Origin of the sequence: Streptomyces sp. NBC_01255 (assembly GCF_036226445.1) — a bacterium.
Lineage (GTDB): Bacteria > Actinomycetota > Actinomycetes > Streptomycetales > Streptomycetaceae > Streptomyces.
Genome location: NZ_CP108474.1, coordinates 1,629,720 through 1,648,341 on the forward strand (window position 1 = coordinate 1,629,720; position 18,622 = coordinate 1,648,341).

The 18,622-nt window shown below is 72.9% G+C and carries 18 protein-coding genes; 10 read left to right on the forward strand and 8 right to left on the reverse strand.

Features of this window, described 5'->3' with window-relative positions:
* Positions 1-90: 90 nt before the first annotated feature.
* Positions 91-696: a hypothetical protein gene (locus OG357_RS07030; RefSeq protein ID WP_329620318.1), complete on the reverse strand. Its 606-nt coding sequence runs from the start codon at positions 694-696 to the stop codon at positions 91-93.
* Positions 697-870: 174 nt separating this feature from the next.
* The gene (locus OG357_RS07035) at positions 871-1,827 is read right to left on the reverse strand and encodes a beta-ketoacyl-ACP synthase III (protein ID WP_329620319.1); all 957 of its coding nucleotides are present in this window, start codon (positions 1,825-1,827) and stop codon (positions 871-873) included.
* Positions 1,828-2,062: 235 nt separating this feature from the next.
* On the opposite strand from OG357_RS07035, the gene fdhD reads away from it, so the two are divergent.
* A complete protein-coding gene (gene fdhD, locus OG357_RS07040; RefSeq protein WP_329620320.1) occupies positions 2,063-2,890 on the forward strand; it encodes a formate dehydrogenase accessory sulfurtransferase FdhD in 828 nt (275 codons plus the stop codon).
* A gap of 43 nt (positions 2,891-2,933) precedes the next feature.
* Here the strand turns inward: fdhD and OG357_RS07045 are convergent, their stop codons facing one another.
* Positions 2,934-3,356 (reverse strand): MerR family transcriptional regulator, encoded by a 423-nt coding sequence (locus OG357_RS07045; protein WP_329620321.1) that lies wholly within the window; start codon positions 3,354-3,356, stop codon positions 2,934-2,936.
* 55 nt (positions 3,357-3,411) lie between these two features.
* On the opposite strand from OG357_RS07045, the gene OG357_RS07050 reads away from it, so the two are divergent.
* The gene (locus tag OG357_RS07050; RefSeq protein WP_329620322.1) at positions 3,412-4,383 is read left to right on the forward strand and encodes an oxidoreductase; all 972 of its coding nucleotides are present in this window, start codon (positions 3,412-3,414) and stop codon (positions 4,381-4,383) included.
* A 44-nt stretch (positions 4,384-4,427) separates the two neighbouring features.
* Here OG357_RS07050 and OG357_RS07055 read toward each other — a convergent pair whose 3' ends face one another.
* Genes OG357_RS07055 through OG357_RS07065 form a run of 3 tightly spaced genes read right to left on the reverse strand, consistent with a single transcriptional unit; the run spans position 4,428 to position 6,434 of the window.
* Entirely contained in the window at positions 4,428-4,811 is a 384-nt protein-coding gene (locus tag OG357_RS07055; RefSeq protein WP_024761558.1) for a hypothetical protein, read from the reverse strand.
* Positions 4,808-5,329: an isochorismatase family protein gene (locus OG357_RS07060; protein ID WP_329620323.1), complete on the reverse strand. Its 522-nt coding sequence runs from the start codon at positions 5,327-5,329 to the stop codon at positions 4,808-4,810. Before OG357_RS07060 ends, OG357_RS07055 begins: the two co-directional genes overlap by 4 nt.
* A 25-nt stretch (positions 5,330-5,354) precedes the next feature.
* Positions 5,355-6,434, reverse strand: coding sequence for a bile acid:sodium symporter family protein (locus tag OG357_RS07065; RefSeq protein WP_329620324.1), 1,080 nt, complete (start codon positions 6,432-6,434; stop codon positions 5,355-5,357).
* A 123-nt stretch (positions 6,435-6,557) separates the two neighbouring features.
* Between OG357_RS07065 and OG357_RS07070 the strand changes: the two genes are divergently transcribed.
* The 7 genes from OG357_RS07070 (at position 6,558) to OG357_RS07100 (ending at position 16,010) form a co-directional block, all read left to right on the forward strand.
* Complete coding sequence (locus OG357_RS07070) at positions 6,558-7,439, forward strand: LysR substrate-binding domain-containing protein (RefSeq protein WP_329620325.1); 882 nt, start codon at positions 6,558-6,560, stop codon at positions 7,437-7,439.
* Positions 7,440-7,806: 367 nt separating this feature from the next.
* Complete coding sequence (locus OG357_RS07075) at positions 7,807-9,636, forward strand: AMP-dependent synthetase/ligase (protein ID WP_329620326.1); 1,830 nt, start codon at positions 7,807-7,809, stop codon at positions 9,634-9,636.
* A 113-nt stretch (positions 9,637-9,749) separates the two neighbouring features.
* The gene (locus tag OG357_RS07080) at positions 9,750-11,036 is read left to right on the forward strand and encodes an ABC transporter substrate-binding protein (RefSeq protein ID WP_329620327.1); all 1,287 of its coding nucleotides are present in this window, start codon (positions 9,750-9,752) and stop codon (positions 11,034-11,036) included.
* Between the two features lie 12 nt (positions 11,037-11,048).
* Complete coding sequence (locus OG357_RS07085; protein ID WP_329620328.1) at positions 11,049-13,802, forward strand: ABC transporter permease subunit; 2,754 nt, start codon at positions 11,049-11,051, stop codon at positions 13,800-13,802.
* Positions 13,799-14,617, forward strand: a complete 819-nt coding sequence (locus tag OG357_RS07090; RefSeq protein WP_329620329.1) for an ABC transporter ATP-binding protein — start codon at positions 13,799-13,801, stop codon at positions 14,615-14,617. Before OG357_RS07085 ends, OG357_RS07090 begins: the two co-directional genes overlap by 4 nt.
* Before the next feature lie 99 nt (positions 14,618-14,716).
* The gene (locus OG357_RS07095; protein WP_329625508.1) at positions 14,717-15,511 is read left to right on the forward strand and encodes an aldo/keto reductase; all 795 of its coding nucleotides are present in this window, start codon (positions 14,717-14,719) and stop codon (positions 15,509-15,511) included.
* A 34-nt stretch (positions 15,512-15,545) separates the two neighbouring features.
* Positions 15,546-16,010 (forward strand): RICIN domain-containing protein, encoded by a 465-nt coding sequence (locus OG357_RS07100; protein ID WP_329620330.1) that lies wholly within the window; start codon positions 15,546-15,548, stop codon positions 16,008-16,010.
* A gap of 21 nt (positions 16,011-16,031) precedes the next feature.
* Here OG357_RS07100 and OG357_RS07105 read toward each other — a convergent pair whose 3' ends face one another.
* Together OG357_RS07105 and OG357_RS07110 are read right to left on the reverse strand one after the other, a co-directional pair.
* A complete protein-coding gene (locus tag OG357_RS07105; RefSeq protein ID WP_329620331.1) occupies positions 16,032-16,979 on the reverse strand; it encodes a class I SAM-dependent methyltransferase in 948 nt (315 codons plus the stop codon).
* 103 nt (positions 16,980-17,082) lie between these two features.
* Positions 17,083-18,015, reverse strand: coding sequence for an AraC family transcriptional regulator (locus OG357_RS07110; RefSeq protein WP_329620332.1), 933 nt, complete (start codon positions 18,013-18,015; stop codon positions 17,083-17,085).
* A gap of 250 nt (positions 18,016-18,265) precedes the next feature.
* Here OG357_RS07110 and OG357_RS07115 point away from each other — a divergent pair, with 250 nt between their 5' ends.
* The gene (locus OG357_RS07115) at positions 18,266-18,481 is read left to right on the forward strand and encodes a DUF6243 family protein (protein WP_030146807.1); all 216 of its coding nucleotides are present in this window, start codon (positions 18,266-18,268) and stop codon (positions 18,479-18,481) included.
* Positions 18,482-18,622 lie beyond the last annotated feature (141 nt).

Here is an 18,622-nt window from a genome sequence, read left to right on the forward strand (position 1 = left end):
TCCGCGTGGGTGTGTTGGCGCCCCTCCGCCCCGGTCCTCGTCACACCGGGGCGGAGGGGCAGTCTCGGGCCCCCCTGGTTCCGGCCGGTGTCAGGCGCTGCCGTCGGCGCCGCGGCGGCGGGTCAGGACGACGGCGGCGCCGAGCGCTCCGGCGATCAGCACGACGCCGGTGACGAGTTCGGTGGCGCCGAGTCCTTCGTCGGCGGACCCTGCCTCGGAGCCGAAGCCGGCCTTCACGCCCTTGTGGGCGCCGGGGGACGTGTCGGGTCCCGTGACGTTCCCCGTGTCGTGGCCCGGGCCGGCGGGCGGGGCGATCGTGAGGCTCGTGGTGCCGCGCTCGCCCTTGCAGTCGAAGGTGATCTCGTGGCGGGCGCCGGCCTTGGCCTCGAAGTCGACGGTGGCGGTGCCGCTCCGGCCCTCGCTCAGGGTCACCGTGTCGAAGACACCGGAGGTGACGGTCACGGACGGCACTTCGCAGCCGTCGGAGGTGAGGGTGACGGTGCCGCCGGGGGCGACCGTCGCGGGGGTGACCGAGAACCCGAACGACGTGATGTTCGGTTCGTTCTCTTCCGCCGGCGCGGCCGGCTCGGCCGGTGCCGCCAGGGCCGTCGCCGCCGCCAGGGCCGTCGGCGCCGCCGCGAGCCCCAGGACCGCGGCGGAGAGCAGGGCGGCGGAAGCGATACGTATCGCGCGCATGACGGTCCTCCCGATCACGCGAGGGTGCGGGGGCGGAGCGATTCCGCGCCCGTGGACTGGACGACCCTCACCGCGATCGAAGCTAGGTGCGCCCCCGGCGCGCCGCCACCGGGCTCCGCCGAACGGGGCACGGGGCACGGTCGGCCGCGGGCCCCGTCGTCCGTTCGTCCCGCCTTACGGAACCCGGATGACCTGCCCCGCGTACGAGAGGTTGCCGCCGAAGCCGAAGAGCAGGACCGGGGCGCCGGAGGGCAGTTCGCCCCGCTCGACGAGCTTGGCCAGGGCCAGCGGGATCGAGGCGGCGGAGGTGTTCCCGGAGTCGACGACGTCGCGGGCGACGATCGCGTTGACGGCGCCGATCTTCGCCGCGAGCGGTTCGATGATCCGCAGGTTGGCCTGGTGCAGCACCACGCCCGCGAGCTCCTCGGGGGCGATGCCGGACCGCTCGCAGGTCTTCCGGGCGAGCGCGGGCAGCTGCTGGGTGGCCCAGCGGTAGACGGACTGGCCCTCCTGGGCGAAGCGCGGCGGGGTGCCCTCGATCCGGACGGCGTTGCCCATCTCCGGGACCGACCCCCACAGGACCGGGCCGATGCCGGGAGCGTCGGCCGGATCGGCGTCGTCCACGGCCTCGACGATCGCGGCGCCCGCGCCGTCGCCGACGAGGACGCAGGTGGTGCGGTCCGTCCAGTCGCACACCTCGGTCATCTTGTCGGCGCCGATCACCAGGACCCGGCGGGCGCCCCCGGCCCGTACGGCGTGGTCGGCGGTGGCCAGGGCGTGCGTGAAGCCGGCGCAGACCACGTTCAGGTCCATGGTCGCGGGCGAGGGCATGCCGAGGCGGTTGGCGACGCGGGCGGCCGTGTTGGGCGAGCGGTCGATCGCGGTGGAGGTGGCGACGAGGACGAGGTCGATGTCGTCCGGCGTGAGCCCGGCGGCGGCCAGGGCCTTGCCCGCGGCGTGGGCGGCGAGCTCGTCGACGGGCTCGTCCGGCCCGGCGACGTGCCGGGTGCGGATGCCGACCCGGCTGGTGATCCACGCGTCGTCGGTGTCGACCAGTTTCGCGAGGTCGTGGTTGGTGAGCACCTTGGCAGGCTGGTAGTGCCCGAGCGCGGCAATGCGAGTGCCCGTCATACCGGGACCCCCTCGGTGGTTCGTTCGTCCGGCAGGACCCCCCAGTCTTGCCAGCGACTCATGGGTAACAGGTGACGTAAACCACCAACATTCACCCGTACCGCTTGGCCGACCATGACAAGGACCCCGGTGGGGCACGGGGCCCCGGTGACGGAGAATGGCCCCGTCAGGGCCGATTCCGTCGCGTTTTCGCGGCCCCACGGCCTTCCACACGAGAGAATCGAGTGCGATCACGATGGGACGGGTCACCGAGCGGCGGCGTGTCATGCGGATCCGCGGCGGGGCGGTGAACACGCGGCCCGACACCCTGGTGGCCGAGGAGCCGCTGGAGATCCGGCTGAACGGCAAGCCGATCGCCATCACGATGCGCACCCCGGGGGACGACTTCGCGCTCGCGGCGGGCTTCCTCGTCAGCGAGGGTGTTCTCGCCGCCGCCTCGGACGTACGGAACATCGTGTACTGCGCCGGGGCCACGGACGACGGCCGGAACACGTACAACGTGGTGGACGTGCAGCTGGCGCCGGACGTGGTCGTCCCCGACATCAGTCTGGAGCGGAACGTCTACACGACGTCGTCGTGCGGGCTGTGCGGGAAGGCCAGCCTGGACGCGGTACGCACCACGGCGCGCTTCCCGATCGCCGACACTCCCCCCGTACGGCTCGCTCCCGCGCTGCTGTCGCTCCTGCCCGAGCGGTTGCGGGCCGCGCAGCGGGTCTTCGACTCGACGGGCGGGCTGCACGCGGCGGCGCTGTTCACGGAGGACGGCGAGCTGCTGGACGTGAAGGAGGACGTGGGCCGGCACAACGCCGTGGACAAGCTGGTGGGGCGGGCGCTGCGGGAGGGGCTGCTGCCGCTGGAGCGGGCGGTGCTGCTGGTGTCGGGGCGGGCTTCGTTCGAGCTGGCGCAGAAGGCGGTGATGGCGGGGATTCCGGTGCTCGCGGCGGTGTCGGCGCCGTCCTCGCTCGCGGTGGACCTGGCCGCCGAGACGGGTCTGACGCTGGTCGGCTTCCTGCGCGGGCCGGACATGAACGTGTACGCGGGCGAGCACCGGATCGCCGTGTAGCGACCGCGGCCATGATCCGCCGGACAGGCCCTGGGTGGGGGGCTCAGGGCGTCGGGGCCCAGAGTCCGTCGGCCTCGCCGCGGGCGAGGTGTTCGGCGTAGACGCCGACCTTCCAGGTGATGAGGGATCGGCAATCCTCCAGAGCCTGGATCCGGGCGTCGACGCGCTGCCGGTGGGCATCGAGGAGTCGCAGGCGTTCCGCCTCGTTGCCCTGGCCGTGCCGCACGAGCTCGGCGAACCGCTTGAGGTCGGCCAACGGCATCCCGGATTCCCGTAGCTTGACGCAGATCAGGAGCCAGTCGACATCGAGGGTGGTGTACCGCCGCCGACCGCCGGCGGTGCGCTGGATCGGTCCGACCAGCAGGCCCTCGCGCTCGTAGAAGCGCAGAGCGTGCACGGTGAGTCCGGTCCGCTCGGCCACCTCGCCGATGGCCAGTGGCTCCGCAGAAGTCTCGATGGTTGCCATGCGCCACAGCCTAGGACTTGATCTAGACCTCACTCCAGATCGTAGCGTCGTGAGCATGACCAGCACTGATCAGCAGCCGCTCGGCTCGCCCTTCTCCGCCGCCAGCACCGCCCGGGACATCACCGCCGGCCTTGACCTCTCCGGCACGAGCGCCGTCGTGACCGGGGGCTACTCCGGACTCGGTTTGGAGACCACCCGCGCCCTGGCAGCCGCCGGGGCCCGGGTCCTCGTCCCCGCGCGTCGACCCGACATCGCCCGCGCCGCCCTCGCGGACGTGGAGGGCTGCGAGGTCGCCCCCATGGATCTGGCAGACCTCGGCAGTGTGCGCGCCGCCGCCGCACGGATCAGCGGCTCCCTGGCCAAGATCGACCTGCTCATGGCCGTCGCCGGAGTCATGGCCACCCCCGAACGACACGTGGGGCCCGGCTGCGAGAGCCAGCTCGCCGCCAACCATTTCGGACACTTCACTCTCGTCTGTGAGCTCTATCCGCTCCTGGCCGCCGCCGGGAGTGCCCGCGTCGTGGTCAACAGCTCCGCCGGCCACACGCTGACCGACATTCGCTGGCACGACCCCCACTTCCGTACCGGCTACGACAAGTGGCTGGCCTACGGCCAGGCCAAGACCGCCAACGCCCTCTTCGCCGTGCACCTCGACGCCCTCGGCCGCGGTGACGGCGTCCGCGCGTTCGCGCTCCACCCAGGCAAGATCATCACCGGGCTGCAGCGGGAGATGACACTCCAGGAGCAGATCGACCGGGGGTGGGTGGACGAGCACGGCAAGGTGATCGGCGCCGACTTCAAGACCCCGGCTCAGGGCGCCGCCACCGGCCTGTGGGCCGCTACGTCCCCCCTCCTCGACGGCCTCGGCGGCCTCTACCTGGAGGACTGCGACATCGCCGGCGTCTCCGCTCCTGACGCTCACATGGACGAGGGCGGAGTCCGCGCGTACGCCATCGCTCAGGATGCGGCCGCACGGCTGTGGGACCTGTCCGTCGCCGCGACCGGCGCCACCCCGATCGCCCGATGACCCCGCCCCACATCCCGCGTGCGACACCGGTGTGGGTGGGGTACTCAGTTCTTCGGCGGGTCGATCATCTGGAGGGTGAGGGTGGCCGGGGGCTTCGCGATGCCCGGGCCGCCGGCCGCCGTCCAGGCGAGGATGTCGTCGAGGCAGTCCTCGTCGAGGGTGAAGCCGATCCAGGCGGCCCGGCCGCCGCGCCGGCGACCCTCGGTGGAGGGCTGGACGACGACGATATTGGCCTGGGCGCAGGGGCCGAGGCAGTCGCTCGTACGGACGGCCAGGCGGCCGCCGGAGGCCGCGGCGGCCTCGCGGAGCCGGGTGAGCTGGGCGTCGTGGTCGGTGCCGGGGTTCTTGCGGGCGTCGCCGCAGCAGCAGCCCCGGCAGACGACGAGGGAGCAGGGGCGGGCCCCGTACCGTATCGGGACGGGTGTCACGCGGGGCCGTCCAGGGTGATCGCCGATACGGGTGCGACGGTGCCGAGGCGGGGGAAGTCGAGCTCGACGGAGGCCCGGTGTTCGTCGGCGGTGAGGGCGGTCATGGCGTCCTCGGCGAAGACGAGGTCGTAGCCGAGGTCGCAGGCGGCGCGGGCGGTGGACTCGACGCCGAGGTTCGTGGCGATGCCGCCGAGGACGAGGGTGGTGGCGCCGGATCCCGTGAGCAGTTCGTGGAGTCCGGTGTCGTGGAATCCGCCGATGGTGCGCTTGACGACGACGTGGTCGTCGTCCTGGACGAGGTCCGGGACGAGTTCGCTGCCGGGCGGCTGGGTGGCGACGTTCGGCCGTTCGACGCGGATGTGGACGACGGGTGCTCCGGCGTCCCGGAAGGTGTCGGCGAGCCGGGCCGCGGCGGCGAGGACGTCGGTGCCGGGGCGGGGGGCGAGGGGCAGCGCGACGATGCGCTCCATCAGGTCGACGAGGACGAGCGCGGTGCGGCCGGGATCGAGTGAGGGCATGGGAGCACCGTAGCGGCCCGGATGATCATCGTGGGGCGGGTGGGGGTGTGATCCGGCCGATGGGTGCGCGGAGCGGGGTGGAGGCGGCCGGGACCGGGGCGGCCGGGTCGTGGGAGCGGCGCTTGGCGATGACCGCGCAGACCATCAGCTGCATCTGGTGGAAGAGCATCAGCGGGAGTACGGCGAGCGAGGCGTGTGCGCCGAAGAGGACGCTGGCCATCGGCAGTCCGGCGGCGAGGCTCTTCTTCGAGCCGGCGAACTGGATGGCGACGCGGTCGGCCCGGTCGAAGCCGAGGCGCTTCGCTCCGTACCAGGTCAGTGCCAGCATCGCGGCGAGCAGGACGGCCTCGACGGCGAGGAGCAGCCCGAGGCGCGCGGGGGTCACCAGGTGCCAGACGCCGGCGACCATGCCCTGGCTGAAGGCGGTGTAGACGACGAGGAGGATCGAGCTCCGGTCGACGTGTCCGAGGGCCTTCTTGTGGCGGACGAGGAAGCCGCCCACCCAGGGGCGCAGGAGCTGCCCGGCCAGGAAGGGCGCGAGGAGCTGGAGCACGATCTTGAGGAGGGCGTCGGCGGAGAGGCCGCCCGTGCTGCCGCCGAGGGCCGTGCTGCCGCCGAGGAGGAGGGCCGCGAGGAGCGGGGTCAGGACGATGCCGGCGAGGGAGGAGAAGGAGCCCGCGCAGATCGCGGCGGGGACGTTGCCGCGGGCGATCGCGGTGAAGGTGATGGAGGACTGGATGGTGGAGGGCACGAGGCAGAGGAAGAGCAGTCCGCTGTAGAGCTGCGGGGTGAGCACGGTGGGTACGAGGCCGCGTGCGGCGAGCCCGAGGAGCGGGAAGAGCAGGAAGGTGCTGCCGAGGACGGTGAGGTGGAGGCGCCAGTGCCGGAGGCCGTCGAGTGCCTCGCGGGTGGAGAGGCGGGCCCCGTAGAGGAAGAAGAGCAGCGCCACGGCCCCGGTCGACGCGCCTTCGGCGACGGTGGCGGCGGTTCCGGAGGCGGGGAGGAGCGCGGCGAGGGCGACGGTGCCGAGCAGCGCCAGGATGTACGCGTCGACGGGGAGCCAGGACGGCAGGCGCGGGGTGTGGCGGGGCGTGCGGCGGTTCATGGGCTTCAGCTCTGTGGAGTGCGGGGTGCTTCCATCCTGGTCCGGAGGGCGGTGATCGGGAATCCCGTACAGCGCTCTGACTGTCATCGCGGTTCATGATGAGAGAGGCGTACCGTCGTTCCCGTGTACGAACCGACGCAGCTCCGCACGTTTCTCGCCGTGGCCCAGACGCTGAGTTTCACGCAGGCCGCGCGCCGGCTCGGCGTGCGGCAGTCGACGGTCAGCCAGCACGTCCGGCGTCTGGAGGAGGCGACGGGGCGTCCTCTCTTCTCGCGGGACACGCACAGCGTGGAGCTGACGGAGGACGGCGAGGCGATGCTCGGTTTCGCGCGGGCGATCCTCCAGGCGCACGAGCGGGCGGCGGCGTTCTTCGGGGGGACGCGGCTGCGGGGGCGGCTGCGTTTCGGGGCGTCGGAGGACTTCGTGACGACCCGGCTGCCGGAGATCCTGGAGTCCTTCCGGCGCGAGCATCCCGAGGTCGATATGGAGCTGACGGTCGAGCTTTCGGGGACGCTCCAGGCGCGGCTGGCGGCCGGCCGGCTGGATCTGATCCTGGCGAAGCGGCGTGGCGGGGAGGGTGAGGGTGTGGAGAGCGAGGGGCGGCTCGTGTGGCAGGACGCCCTGATCTGGATCGGGGCGCCGGGGCTGCGGGTCGAGCCGGACCGGCCGGTGCCGCTCATCCTGTTCCCGCCGCCGGGGATCACGCGGGCGCGGGCGCTTGAGGCGTTGCAGGCGCAGGGCCGGGCGTGGCGGGTCGCGTGTACGAGTTCCAGCCTGAGCGCGAACGTCGCGGCGGCCCGGGCGGGGCTCGGGGTGATGGCGCATACGCGGGGCCTGGTGCCGGAGGGGCTTGTTCCGGTGTCGGCCCGGGCGGGGCTTCCGGAGCTGGGCGAGGTCGGGTTCGTCCTGCTCCGGGGGCGGCGGGGCGGGGCGGCGCAGGAGGCGGCGGACGCGCTGGCGGAGGCGATCCTGGCGGGCGGCGACCGCCTGCACCGGCCGCGCTGAGCTGCCGGCCGGGCCGTGCCGAGCTGCGGGCCGGGCCGCGCTGAGCCGGGGTCTCGGAGAGCCTCCGTGCGCAGCGGGTACAGATTCCGTGGAGATTCGCGCCGGGTGGACGTACCGAGCGGTCCGCAACCCACCCGCCGCACCCGCGACTTGACCCTCCCACCCGCTCTGACCTGTGGGAACGCGGAATGTCCCGGCTTGGTGAAGGCCCTCCCGCCGGGCAGACGGGTGGGGTACCGTCACCCGCGCCGTACGGAGCGCGACAGCGGTCCTTTTCAGCCACCGAGCCACCGGGTCGCGGAGCCGTCGAGTCGACGGAGCCGACGGAGCCGTCGAGCCGTCGAGCCGTCGAGGGAGGAGCAGGCCAGTGCGCGAGTTCACCGTGCCGCCCGTCGCGGCGGCGCCTCAGGTCGGCGGTCTGGCGGACGCCGTGTTCGATCACGCCCTGGCCGATCCGGACCGGGTCGCGTTCGGCCGCAAGGGCCGGGACGGGGAGTGGCGGGACGTGACGGCCGCGCGGTTCCGGGACGAGGTCCTCGGGCTCGCCAAGGGGCTGATCGCGCAGGGTGTGCGGTTCGGCGACCGGGTCGCGATCATGTCCCGTACGCGCTACGAGTGGACGCTCTTCGACTTCGCGCTGTGGACGCTGGGCGCGCAGCCCGTGCCGGTATATCCGACGTCCTCCGCCGAGCAGGTCTTCTGGATGCTGCACGACGCCGAGGTCACGGCGTGCGTGGTGGAGCACGAGGACCACGCGATGACCATCGGGTCGGTGATCGACCGGCTCCCCCGGCTGCAGCGGCTGTGGCAGCTGGACTCGGGGGCGGGAGCGGTGGCCGAGCTGACGGCGGCCGGCGCGGAGATCGACGAGGACGTCGTGCAGCGGCACCGGCGGGCGGTGACGCCCGAGTCGGTGGCCACGGTCATCTACACCTCGGGGACGACGGGCCGCCCGAAGGGCTGTGTGATCACCCACGCCAACTTCATGTTCGAGTCGGACATGCTGACCGGCCGCTGGGACCCGGTCTTCCGGTCCCGGCCCGGGGAGCAGGCGTCGACCCTGCTGTTCCTGCCGCTGGCGCACGTCTTCGGGCGGATGGTGGAGGTGGCGGCGGTCCGGGCCGGGGTGAAGCTCGGGCACCAGCCGGTGATGGCGGCCGCGGAGCTGCTGCCGGATCTGGCGGCGTTCCGGCCGAGTTTCGTCCTCGCCGTTCCGTACGTCTTCGAGAAGGTCTTCCACGCGGCCCGGCGCAAGGCGGAGAGCGACGGGCGGGCGGCTCCCTTCGACAAGGCCGTGGAGGTGGCGGTCGCGTACGCGGAGGCGCTGGAGCAGAAGGCGTTCGGCACGGGCCCGGGGCCGTCGGCGGCGCTGCGCGTGCAGCACCAGTTCTTCGAGAAGACGGTGTACGGGAAGATCCGGGCCGCGCTGGGCGGGCGGATGCGGCACGCGATGTCGGGTGGTTCGGCGATGGACCGCCGGCAGGGTCTGTTCTTCGCGGGCGCCGGGATCACGGTCTTCGAGGGGTACGGGCTGACGGAGTCGTCGGCGGCGGCCACCGCGAACCCGCCGGAGCGGACCCGGTACGGCACGGTCGGGCAGCCGGTCCCGGGGACGACGGTGCACATCGCGGAGGACGGGGAGGTGTGGCTGCACGGCGGGCAGGTCTTCTCCGGGTATCTCAACGATCCGCGGTCGACCTCGGCCGTCCTCAACGACGGCTGGCTCGCCACCGGCGACCTGGGCTCGCTCGACGAGGACGGCTATCTGACGATCACCGGGCGGAAGAAGGAGATCCTGGTGACCTCGGGCGGCAAGAGCGTCGCGCCGACGGGCCTGGAGGAGCGGGTGCGGGCGCATCCGCTGATCGCGCAGTGCATCGTGGTCGGCAACGACCGGCCGTACATCGCGGCGCTGGTGACGATCGATCAGGAGGCGGTGGAACACTGGCTGGCGATGCAGGGGCGGGCGCCGCTCTCGCCGGCCGAGCTGGTGCGCGATCCGTCGCTGGAGACGGAGATCCGGCGGGGTGTGGTGGCGGCCAACACGCTGGTCTCGCAGGCGGAGTCGATCCGTACGTTCCGGATCCTGGCGCATCCGTTCAGCGAGGAGCACGGGCTGCTGACGCCGTCGCTGAAGCTGAAGCGGAAGGCGATCGAGCGGGCGTACGCGGCGGAGGTCGAGGCGCTGTACGGCTGACCGGAGCAGAGGCCGCAAGTTCCTGACGCATCATCAATTGACGTTGCGTCAGTTATTGACGGTTCATCAGCCCGGTCACAGAATGCGGTCACCCGACGGAGGGACGACCGACCGTGTTGCGACCGACCCGCACCCTGCGACCGATCCGCACCCTCGCCGCCGCAGCAGCGGCACTGCTCCTCGCCACAGCCTGCAACTCGGCCTCGACCGGTGGGGCTTCGGAGAAGCCCGGCTCCCCCGGCGGCTCCGCACGCGGAGTCACCGCCGACGCGATCAAGGTCGGCGGCATCGTCTCCATGACCACCGCGAGCGGCTACTCCAAGAAGGACACCGATCTCGGCGCCAAGGCGCGCTACGACCGGGCCAACGCCGAGGGCGGGGTCAACGGCCGCAGGATCGACTACCTGGGCGCCGAGGACGACGGCCAGGACCCGGCCAGGAACCTGGCGGCGGCCCGCAAACTCGTCCAGCAGGACAAGGTCTTCGCCGTCTCCCCCATGAGCTCGGTCACCTTCGCCGGAGCCGACTTCCTCGACGGCCAGAAGGTCCCCACCGTCGGCTGGGGCACGCTCCCCTCGTTCTGCGGCCCGAAGTACCTCTACGGCTTCAACGGCTGCCTCGTCCCGACCCCGGGCGGCACCCTCAACCAGACCTGGCCGGAGGGGCTCGCCACCGTCCTCGGCGGCGCGCGCGGCAAGTCGGTCGCGCTGATCGCCGGCGACAACGACGCGGGCAAGTTCGGCATGCGTACCTTCACCCAGGGCTTCAAGGCGGCCGGCTTCCATGTCGCGTACGCCAAGGCCGCGGTGCCCGCGACCTCCATGCCCAGCGACTGGTCGGCGTACACGAAGGAGATCCTCCGCTCGGGCCCGGGCGGCCGCGCGCCCGACGCCGTCGTCTCCGTGATGCAGACCCCGTACAACATCGGCCTGTTCACCGCCCTCAAGCGGTCCGGCTACAAGGGCGTCATCTCCGACCCGACCGACTACGACCCCGGGCTGCTCGCGAAGGACGCGACGCGTCAGGCCCTCGACGGGGTCCATGTGCTGCTGCAGTTCCAGCCGTTCGAGGCGGACAGCCCCGCCATGACGCAGTTCAAGGCGGACATCAAAAAGGCTGCGGGCGGGAAGGACGTGCCGCTCAACATGCACATGATGACCGGCTACATGTCGGCCGACCTCTTCCTGTCCATCGCCGCGAAGGCGGGCAAGGACCTGACCGTCGAGTCCTTCCAGAAGGCGGCCGACGGCTTCTCCGACACGGGCACGCTCGTCGGCGACCGGGCCGAGCCCAAGGGGCAGAAGGAGAGCTTCGGCTGCGGTGCGCTCGTCCGGCTGAAGAACGGACGCTACGAAGTGGCCGTGCCGTTCAAGTGCTATCCGCCGATCCCCTTCGGATGAGGACGCCTCACCGTGGGTGACCTGCTGGGCTTCGTACTGAGCGGTCTGGTCTCGGGCGCGCTGTACGCGCTGCTCGCGACCGGGCTCGTCCTTTCGTACTCCGCCTCCGGGCTCTTCAACTTCGCGCACGGAGCCACCGCCTACCTGTGCGCGCTCGCCTTCTACGAGCTCCACTCCGGCTTCGGCTGGCCCGCCGTGCCGACGGCGCTCCTGCTCGTCTGCGTCGTCGCGCCGGCGCTCGGCTGGGGCCTGGACCGGCTGATGTTCCGCAAGCTGGCCCGGGTCGGCGAGACGGCGCAGATCGTGGCCACGATCGGCCTCCTTGTCGCGCTGCCCGCGGCGGGGTTGTGGGCGGTCGAGCTCCTGGAGCGGGCCGGTGCCCCGGTCCAGCCGGCCGAGAACCAGTTCGGGCTGCCGGGTGTCGGACCGAGCCCCGCGGTGTCCTGGCAGCCCCTCGACGGCGTCGGCATCGACTCCGACCAGCTGATCACCTGGGTCGCGACGGCGCTCGTGGCGGCCGGGCTGTGGGTGCTGATGCGGCACACGCGTCTCGGGCTCCAGCTGAGGGCGGCCGTGGACAACCGCTCGCTGACGGAGCTGCGGGGCATCAGCGCGGACCGGCTGTCCTCGATCGCGTGGATGCTGTCGTCGGGCCTCGCGGGCCTCGCCGGGGTCCTCGCGACCCCGCTCCTCGGCCTCTCCGCGCACGACTACACGCTGTTCCTGTTCGTCTCCGCGACCGCGGCGGTGCTCGGCCGCTTCCTCTCCGTGCCGCTCGCGTTCGCGGGCGGGCTCGGACTCGGGGTGCTGCAGAACCTGGTGGCGGGGTACGCGTCGTTCGCCGAGGACATCACCGGGTTCCGTACGGCGGTGCCGTTCCTGATCCTCTTCGGCGGCCTCGTCGTCCTGGCGCGGCGCGGGCGCGCGGCGGGCACGGCCGCCGCGGATCCGCCGCCGGTCGACTATCTCGCCGGGAAGCGCTGGGGCCGCAGATGGGGCGCGTGGGTCGTCGCGGGCGTCCTCCTCGCCACCGCCTTCTACACGGTCACCACACCGTTCTGGTCCGGCATCCTCGCGCAGGGCCTCGCGATCGGGCTCGTCTTCATGTCGTTCACGGTGGTCACCGGCCTCGGTGCGATGGTGTCGCTCGCCCAGGCGACGTTCGTGACGGGAGCGGCGCTGGTGGCGGGGCTCCTGATGAGTCACGGCTGGCCGTTCGTGGCCGCGGCGGCGGTCGGTACGGCCGCGGCGGCGCTGCTCGGCGCGGTGGTCGCGCTGCCCGCGCTGCGGCTCGGCGGCCGGTCGCTGGCGCTCGCCACCCTGGCCCTCGCGTTCCTGGCGGACCAGGTGCTGTTCCAGGTGGGGTGGTTGCGCAACGGGGACACGGGGTGGGAGATCCCGCGCCCCGTCCTCGGCCCGGTGGACCTCGCCGACGACCGTGCCCTCGGGGTCGCGCTGGTCCTGCTGTCCGGGGCGGTCGTGTGCCTGCTGACCTGGCTGCGCGGCTCCCGGTGGGGCCGGGCGGTCCTCGCGGTCCGGTCGGCGCCGGAGGCCGCCGCTGCCTCCGGGGTGTCGGTCGTCCGCACGAAGCTCCTGGTCTTCACGGTGTCGGCGGGCCTCGCCGGCTTCGGGGGCGTGCTGTACGCCTCGTACAACACGCGGATCACGGCGACGGACTTCACGGCGATGACGGGTCTGGTGTGGCTGGCCGTCGTGGTCGCCGCGGGGGTACGGCGTCCGCAGTTCGCGGTGGTGGCGGGGCTGGCCTTCGCGGTGGTCCCGCATCTGATGGCGACGTACGTGACGGAGTCCGCGCATCTGCCGGTGATCCTGTTCGGTCTGGCGGGTCTGGCCCTCGCCAACGACCCGGACGGGTACTGCGCGGCGCTGCCCTCGCGACGGGCGGCACGGGCCGCGCGGGGGACGACGGCGGTACGGGGGACGGCGGCGGTACGGGGGAGCGCGTCGGCGCCGCTGCCCGTGCAGGGTCGGGCCCCGACGCCGGTGCCCGCCGGAGCCACGGTCGTCCGCCCGCGGAGCGAGGCGGAGGCGGGGCCCGGCTCCGGGACGCCCGCGCTCGCGTTGTGCGGCGTGCGGGCCGGGTACGGGGGCGCGGCGGTGGTGCACGGGGTCGATCTGGAGGTCCGCGGCGGGGAGGTGCTCGTGCTGCTCGGGCCCAACGGGGCCGGGAAGTCGACCCTGTGCCGGGTGGCCGCCGGCCTGCTCCGGCCGTCCGCCGGACACCTCCACGTGGGGGGCCGGGACGCCACCGGGGACGACACCGTCCTGCGGGCCCGGCGCGGGGTACGGCTCGCGCCCGAGGGGCGGGGGATCTTCGCCGGACTCTCCATCGAGGAGAACCTGGCCCTGCAACTTCCCACGCCCGACGACCGCGACGCCGTGTACGCGCGTTTTCCCGCGCTCGCGGCCCGCCGCTCCGTAGCCGCCGGCTCCCTCTCCGGCGGCGAACAGCAGCTCCTCGCGCTCGCCCCGCTGCTCCAGCGCCCGCCCACCGTCCTCGTCGCCGACGAACCCTCCCTCGGACTCGCGCCGCGCGTCGTGGACGAGGTCTTCCGCCTCCTCACCGAACTGCGGGCGAGCGGCACGGCGCTGCTCCTCGTCGAGGAGAAGGCGGCCGAGGTGCTCGGTATCGCCGACACCGTCGCGTACCTCTCACAGGGCGAGATCGCCTGGTCCGGGCCGCGGTCCGAGGTGGACACGGACCGGCTCGCCGAGGCCTATCTGGGAACGGGAGTCCGCCGATGACACGCGCGATGCTCCACGCCGCCGGGGTCGACGTCCGCTTCGGCGGCGTCCACGCCCTGCGGGACGTGACGATCTCCGTACGCCCCGGAGAGATCTGCGGCCTCATCGGGCCGAACGGCGCGGGCAAGACCACGCTGTTCGACGTCCTGTCCGGGATCCGGCGGCCCGACGGCGGGCACATCACGTTCGCGGAGGAGGACATCACCCGCCGCTCCCCCGTGTGGCGGGCCCGGCACGGCATCCGCCGGACCTTCCAGCGCCAGCAGCTCTTCGGACAGCTGACGGTGACCGACAACCTGGTGGTGGCCCAGGACTGGCGGGGCGGGCTGCGGCCGGGTACGCGACGCCACCGCGAGCGGGCCGCCGCGGTGCTCCGCGAGTGCGGGCTCGACGCGCTCACGGACGCGTACGCCGGCGCGCTGCCGGTCGGGCAGGCCCGCATGGTCGAGCTCGCCCGGGCCCTCGCCGACCCTCCTCGCGTGCTCCTCCTCGACGAACCCGCCTCCGGGACGACCGCCGACGAGCGCCGCCGACTCGCCGCCGTCGTCCGCCACATGGCCGAGGAGGAGAACTGCGCGGTGCTGCTCGTCGAGCACAACGTGCCCTTCGTGATGGAGCTGTGCTCGCGCGTCGTGGTCCTGGACCTCGGCCGCGTCCTGGCCGAGGGAACGGCGTCCGAGGTACGGGCCGACCCGGCCGTACGGGAGGCGTATCTCGGCACGTCGCCGGGCACCTCTCCGGCCACGTCTCCGGACGCCTCTCCGGACGACTCTCCGGGCGCCTCTCCGGACGCCGCGGAATGCGAGGAGGACTGAGATCGTTGTACAGGGGATTACCCCCGACGATGTGAGGACCGAGCGCACGTGAGCACGGACAACAAGGTCCCTTCCCGCACCCTGAACAACGGCGTGGCGATGCCGCAGCTGGGCTTCGGCGTGTGGCAGGTGCCGGACGACGAGGCCGCGACGGCCGTGGCCACCGCCCTGGAGGCCGGCTACCGCTCGATCGACACGGCCGCGATCTACCAGAACGAGCGGGGCACCGGGCAGGCCGTGGCCGCCTCGGGAATCCCGCGCGAGGAGCTGTTCGTCACCACGAAGCTGTGGAACAGCGATCAGGGTTACGACGCGACGATGCGCGCCTTCGACGCCTCGCTCGACAAGCTGGGCCTCGACCACGTCGACCTGTACCTGATCCACTGGCCGCTGCCGTCGAAGGACGCGTACGTCGACACGTACCGGGCCCTCGAGAAGATCCATGCGGACGGGCGGGCGCGGGCGATCGGCGTCTCGAACTTCCTTCCCGAGCACCTGGAGCGGCTGATCGGCGAGACGTCCGTCGTGCCCGCCGTCAACCAGATCGAGCTCCACCCGCAGCTCCAGCAGACGGCCTCGCGCGAGACGCACGCCCGGCACGGCATCGCGACGGAGGCGTGGTCGCCGCTCGGTCAGGGCAAGGGGCTCCTGGAGGTTCCGGCGATCGTGGCGATCGCGCGGAAGCACGAGCGGACGCCGGCCCAGGTGGTGCTGCGCTGGCACCTCCAGCTGGGAAACGTCGTCATCCCGAAGTCGGTGACCCCCTCGCGCATCCGCGAGAACATCGACGTCTTCGACTTCACGCTCGACCCGGAGGACCTGGCGGCGATCGCCGCCCTCGACGAGAACCGCCGCATCGGGCCGGACCCGGCCGAGTTCCACGTCGGCGCGTGAGAGAAGTCGGCGCGTGAGAGAAGGGGAACGAACCGTGAGTGGTGCCCCGGGGCCCGTCGAGGAAGGCCTCTACCGGGTACGGAACGTGGCGAGCGGGCTGCTGATGGAGATCTTCGAGGGGTCGGGCCGCAGCGGTGCCAAGGCGCAGCAGGGTGCCGAGAGCGGGACCCCAGGGCAGCACTGGCACGTCACGCCCGTGCCGAACGGCGGCGGCCTCTACCACCTGGTCAACGCGGCCAGCGGCAAGCGGCTCGACGTCATGAACGCGTCCACGGAGAACGGTGCGCTGATCCAGCAGTGGAAGCCGAACAACTTCGGCGCGCAGGAGTGGATCATCGAGCAGGACCTCCAGTCGCCGGGCACGGTGGCCCTCGTGAGCTTCGTCAGCGGGCTGTTCCTGGAGGTCGCGGACGACTCGCGGGAGGCCGGTGCGTCCGTACGCCAGTGGGAGGACACCGACTCCCCTTCCCAGTGGTGGCGGTTGGAGCCGGTGTCCTGACGTCGCGGCCCGGGCCGGCCGTCAGCCCTTGCGGGCGGTGTGGACGGTCCGGGCCGTGAGGTGGAAGAGGTCCGTGCGGTGGTGCAGGGACCTCTCGTCGGCCGGGTCGAGGAGCCGGTCGAGCGTCGTGAGGTCGTCCGGGTCGATCCGGTCGCCGAAGCCCTCGCGCAGCCGCTGGTAGTGCGAGACGGCCAGCTCCCGCACGACCGGGGAGACGGGCGCGGGGACGTCCGTGAGGAAGGTGCGGGTGCCGGCGGGGGTGAGGCCGGCGGAGGCGAGGAGCGCCCGCCAGTCGTCCGGCTCGTCGACGGAGCCGGGCAGTCCGGCGCGCATCTCGCCGAACGAGTCGGCGTGGGCGGCGTCGAGGCGGGCTTCGAGGCCCGGTCGGCCGATGCCGATGTGCCAGGGCAGGTGGCGGGTGGGCAGGCCGCCCTCGACGAGCGCGATCAGGCCGCCGGGACGCAGGATGCCGGCGAACTCCGCGAGCGCGGCCCGCTGGTCGCCGATGTGGTGCAGGGAGTTTCCCGCCCAGACGAGGTCGGCCTCGCCGAGGGAGCCGATGGCCTCGGGGAGTTCGGCGTGGAGGGTGGAGACCCGGGCGCCGAGACCCCGGGCCTCGGCGCGGTCGCGGGCCCGTGCGAGGAGTTCGGGGGTGCCGTCGACGGCGACGGTCTCGGCGGCCGGGAAGGCCTCCGCGAGCAGACCGGTGACGACGCCGGGGCCGCTGCCGATGTCGAGGACGCGCCGGACGCCGTAGACCGGGGCGAGGGTGCCGAGCCAGGCGGCGGCCTCGGCGTAGGCGGAGCTCGCGATCTCGGCCTGCCGCTCCAGGTGCGAAGCCAGCTGGTTCCAGTCCAGAGGGGCGCTGCCGTGGTCGTGGCCGGGCTGGTGGCCGGGCCCGTGACCGTGGTTCTGGCCGTGGTCGTGGTTCTGCCCGTGGCCGGGGTGGGATGCGCGGTGCTGACTCATCGTTCCAGGGTGCGGCGGGGCGGCAAAATGCGCGAGAAATGTTGCCGGTCCGGCAAAGAGCACCAGGCCGAGTCGAGTCGCATCGAGTCGACGCGCGCTCCGCTCAGCTCCGTGCGCGGTGCTCCTGCGGGCTGAGGCCCCGTACCCGCTTGAAGGCTGCGCTCAGGGCGAACGCGCCGCTGTAGCCGACCTGCCGGGCGACCGCCTCGACGGTGGTGTCCGTCTCGCGCAGAAGGTCGGCGGCGAGTGCGAGCCGCCAGCCCGTGAGGTACGCCATCGGGGTCTCGCCGACGAGCTCGGCGAAGCGGCGGGCGAGCGCGGCTCGGGACACGCCCGACTTGGCCGCGAGCGAGGCGACGGTCCACGGGTGGGCGGGGTCGTTCTGGAGCAGCCGCAGCGCCCGGCCGACGACCGGATCGCCCATGGCCTGGTACCAGGCGGGCGGCTGGGCTCCCGGCCGGGAGAACCAGGCACGGACGCCGGCGATGAGCATCAGGTCGAGGACCCGGTCGAGGACGGCGCTCTGGCCGGGTTCGTCGCGGGCGATCTCCTCCCCGAGGAAGGGCATGAGGGGGCAGTTCCACGCGTCGGCGGGCAGGTGCAGCAGCCCTGGCAGGGCGTCCAGCAGCCGGCGGCCGACCTCGCCGTCCATCCGGTAGGTGCCGACGAGGACCGTGTTGCGGCCGGCGGGGGCGTTGCCCCAGGTGCGGACGCCGAGCCGCATGGTCTCGGCGAGCGGCTCCCCGGCGAGGGTGGTGCAGGCGCCGTCCGGGCCGATCACGGCGCGGGGCGGGGCGTCGGGGGCGTCGCCGACGGTGTACGGCTCGGGGCCGCGGGCCATGGCGAGGTCGCCGGGCTTCAGTAGGACGGGTTCGCCGGTGTCGGGGACGAGCCAGGCCTCGCCCTCGGTGACGCACATCAGGCATATCGCGGCGCCGTCCTCGATGCGCACGGACCACGGCGGATCCATGATCATGCGCAGGAGGAAGGCGCCCCTGGCGCGGGGCCCGTCGAGCAGTCCGGCGAGTGCGTCCATGGTCGGCAAGCGTAGGGGGTGCCTTGTCGATCAGGCCGGATCAGGGAGCGGCGAAGGCCCGGCCGGCACCGGGGCCGCGACAAGGTTGGTCTGCGGGGCCGACGGGACCGGGTAACGTCTTTGTCATGTTCTTCCAGGCGCCGATTCACGAGTGAGAGCGTGATGGGCCTCTGCTGACGTTCATCGACGTCGCCGCCTGTCCCTCACAGATGAATCCGTAGACCACTTCACATCATGACCGGGAGAACCCGTGACCGACAGCAAGAACATCAACAACCCCGTGGGCCAGGGCGGCGGCCAGCGCAAGAAGCTGTCCCGCGCCGAACGGCAGAACAACGGTCCGCACCGCAACCTCGACCGCCAGAATGCCGCTGACCGCAAGGCGGAGCTGGTGCGCAAGATGCGCGAGAAGGCGGCCGCAGCCGGGGGCGCCGGGCAGGCGGGCGACGACACCGCCCAGAGCTGACGCACCGCCGCCGCGAGGGCGGCACCGCACGGGGCAGGGCCCGGACCGCGACGCGCGGTCCGGGCCCTGCTGCCGTACCGCACGTGAGACGCAGGCGTAGGGGTGTGAGACTGCGGAGCATGGGCGGCGGGGGCCGTGGGC

What these genes read in the sequence shown, in the direction of transcription:
- OG357_RS07030 (WP_329620318.1), bottom strand. Translation starts at nt 696, where the DNA reads ATGCGCGCGATACGTATCGCTTCCGCCGCCCTGCTCTCCGCCGCGGTC.
- OG357_RS07065 (WP_329620324.1), bottom strand. Translation starts at nt 6,434, where the DNA reads ATGAACCGCCGCACGCCCCGCCACACCCCGCGCCTGCCGTCCTGGCTC.
- OG357_RS07050 (WP_329620322.1), top strand. Translation starts at nt 3,412, where the DNA reads ATGACCAGCACTGATCAGCAGCCGCTCGGCTCGCCCTTCTCCGCCGCC.
- OG357_RS07095 (WP_329625508.1), top strand. Translation starts at nt 14,717, where the DNA reads ATGCCGCAGCTGGGCTTCGGCGTGTGGCAGGTGCCGGACGACGAGGCC.
- fdhD (WP_329620320.1), top strand. Translation starts at nt 2,063, where the DNA reads ATGGGACGGGTCACCGAGCGGCGGCGTGTCATGCGGATCCGCGGCGGG.
- OG357_RS07045 (WP_329620321.1), bottom strand. Translation starts at nt 3,356, where the DNA reads ATGGCAACCATCGAGACTTCTGCGGAGCCACTGGCCATCGGCGAGGTG.
- OG357_RS07060 (WP_329620323.1), bottom strand. Translation starts at nt 5,329, where the DNA reads ATGCCCTCACTCGATCCCGGCCGCACCGCGCTCGTCCTCGTCGACCTG.
- OG357_RS07035 (WP_329620319.1), bottom strand. Translation starts at nt 1,827, where the DNA reads ATGACGGGCACTCGCATTGCCGCGCTCGGGCACTACCAGCCTGCCAAG.
- OG357_RS07090 (WP_329620329.1), top strand. Translation starts at nt 13,799, where the DNA reads ATGACACGCGCGATGCTCCACGCCGCCGGGGTCGACGTCCGCTTCGGC.
- OG357_RS07110 (WP_329620332.1), bottom strand. Translation starts at nt 18,015, where the DNA reads ATGGACGCACTCGCCGGACTGCTCGACGGGCCCCGCGCCAGGGGCGCC.
- OG357_RS07105 (WP_329620331.1), bottom strand. Translation starts at nt 16,979, where the DNA reads ATGAGTCAGCACCGCGCATCCCACCCCGGCCACGGGCAGAACCACGAC.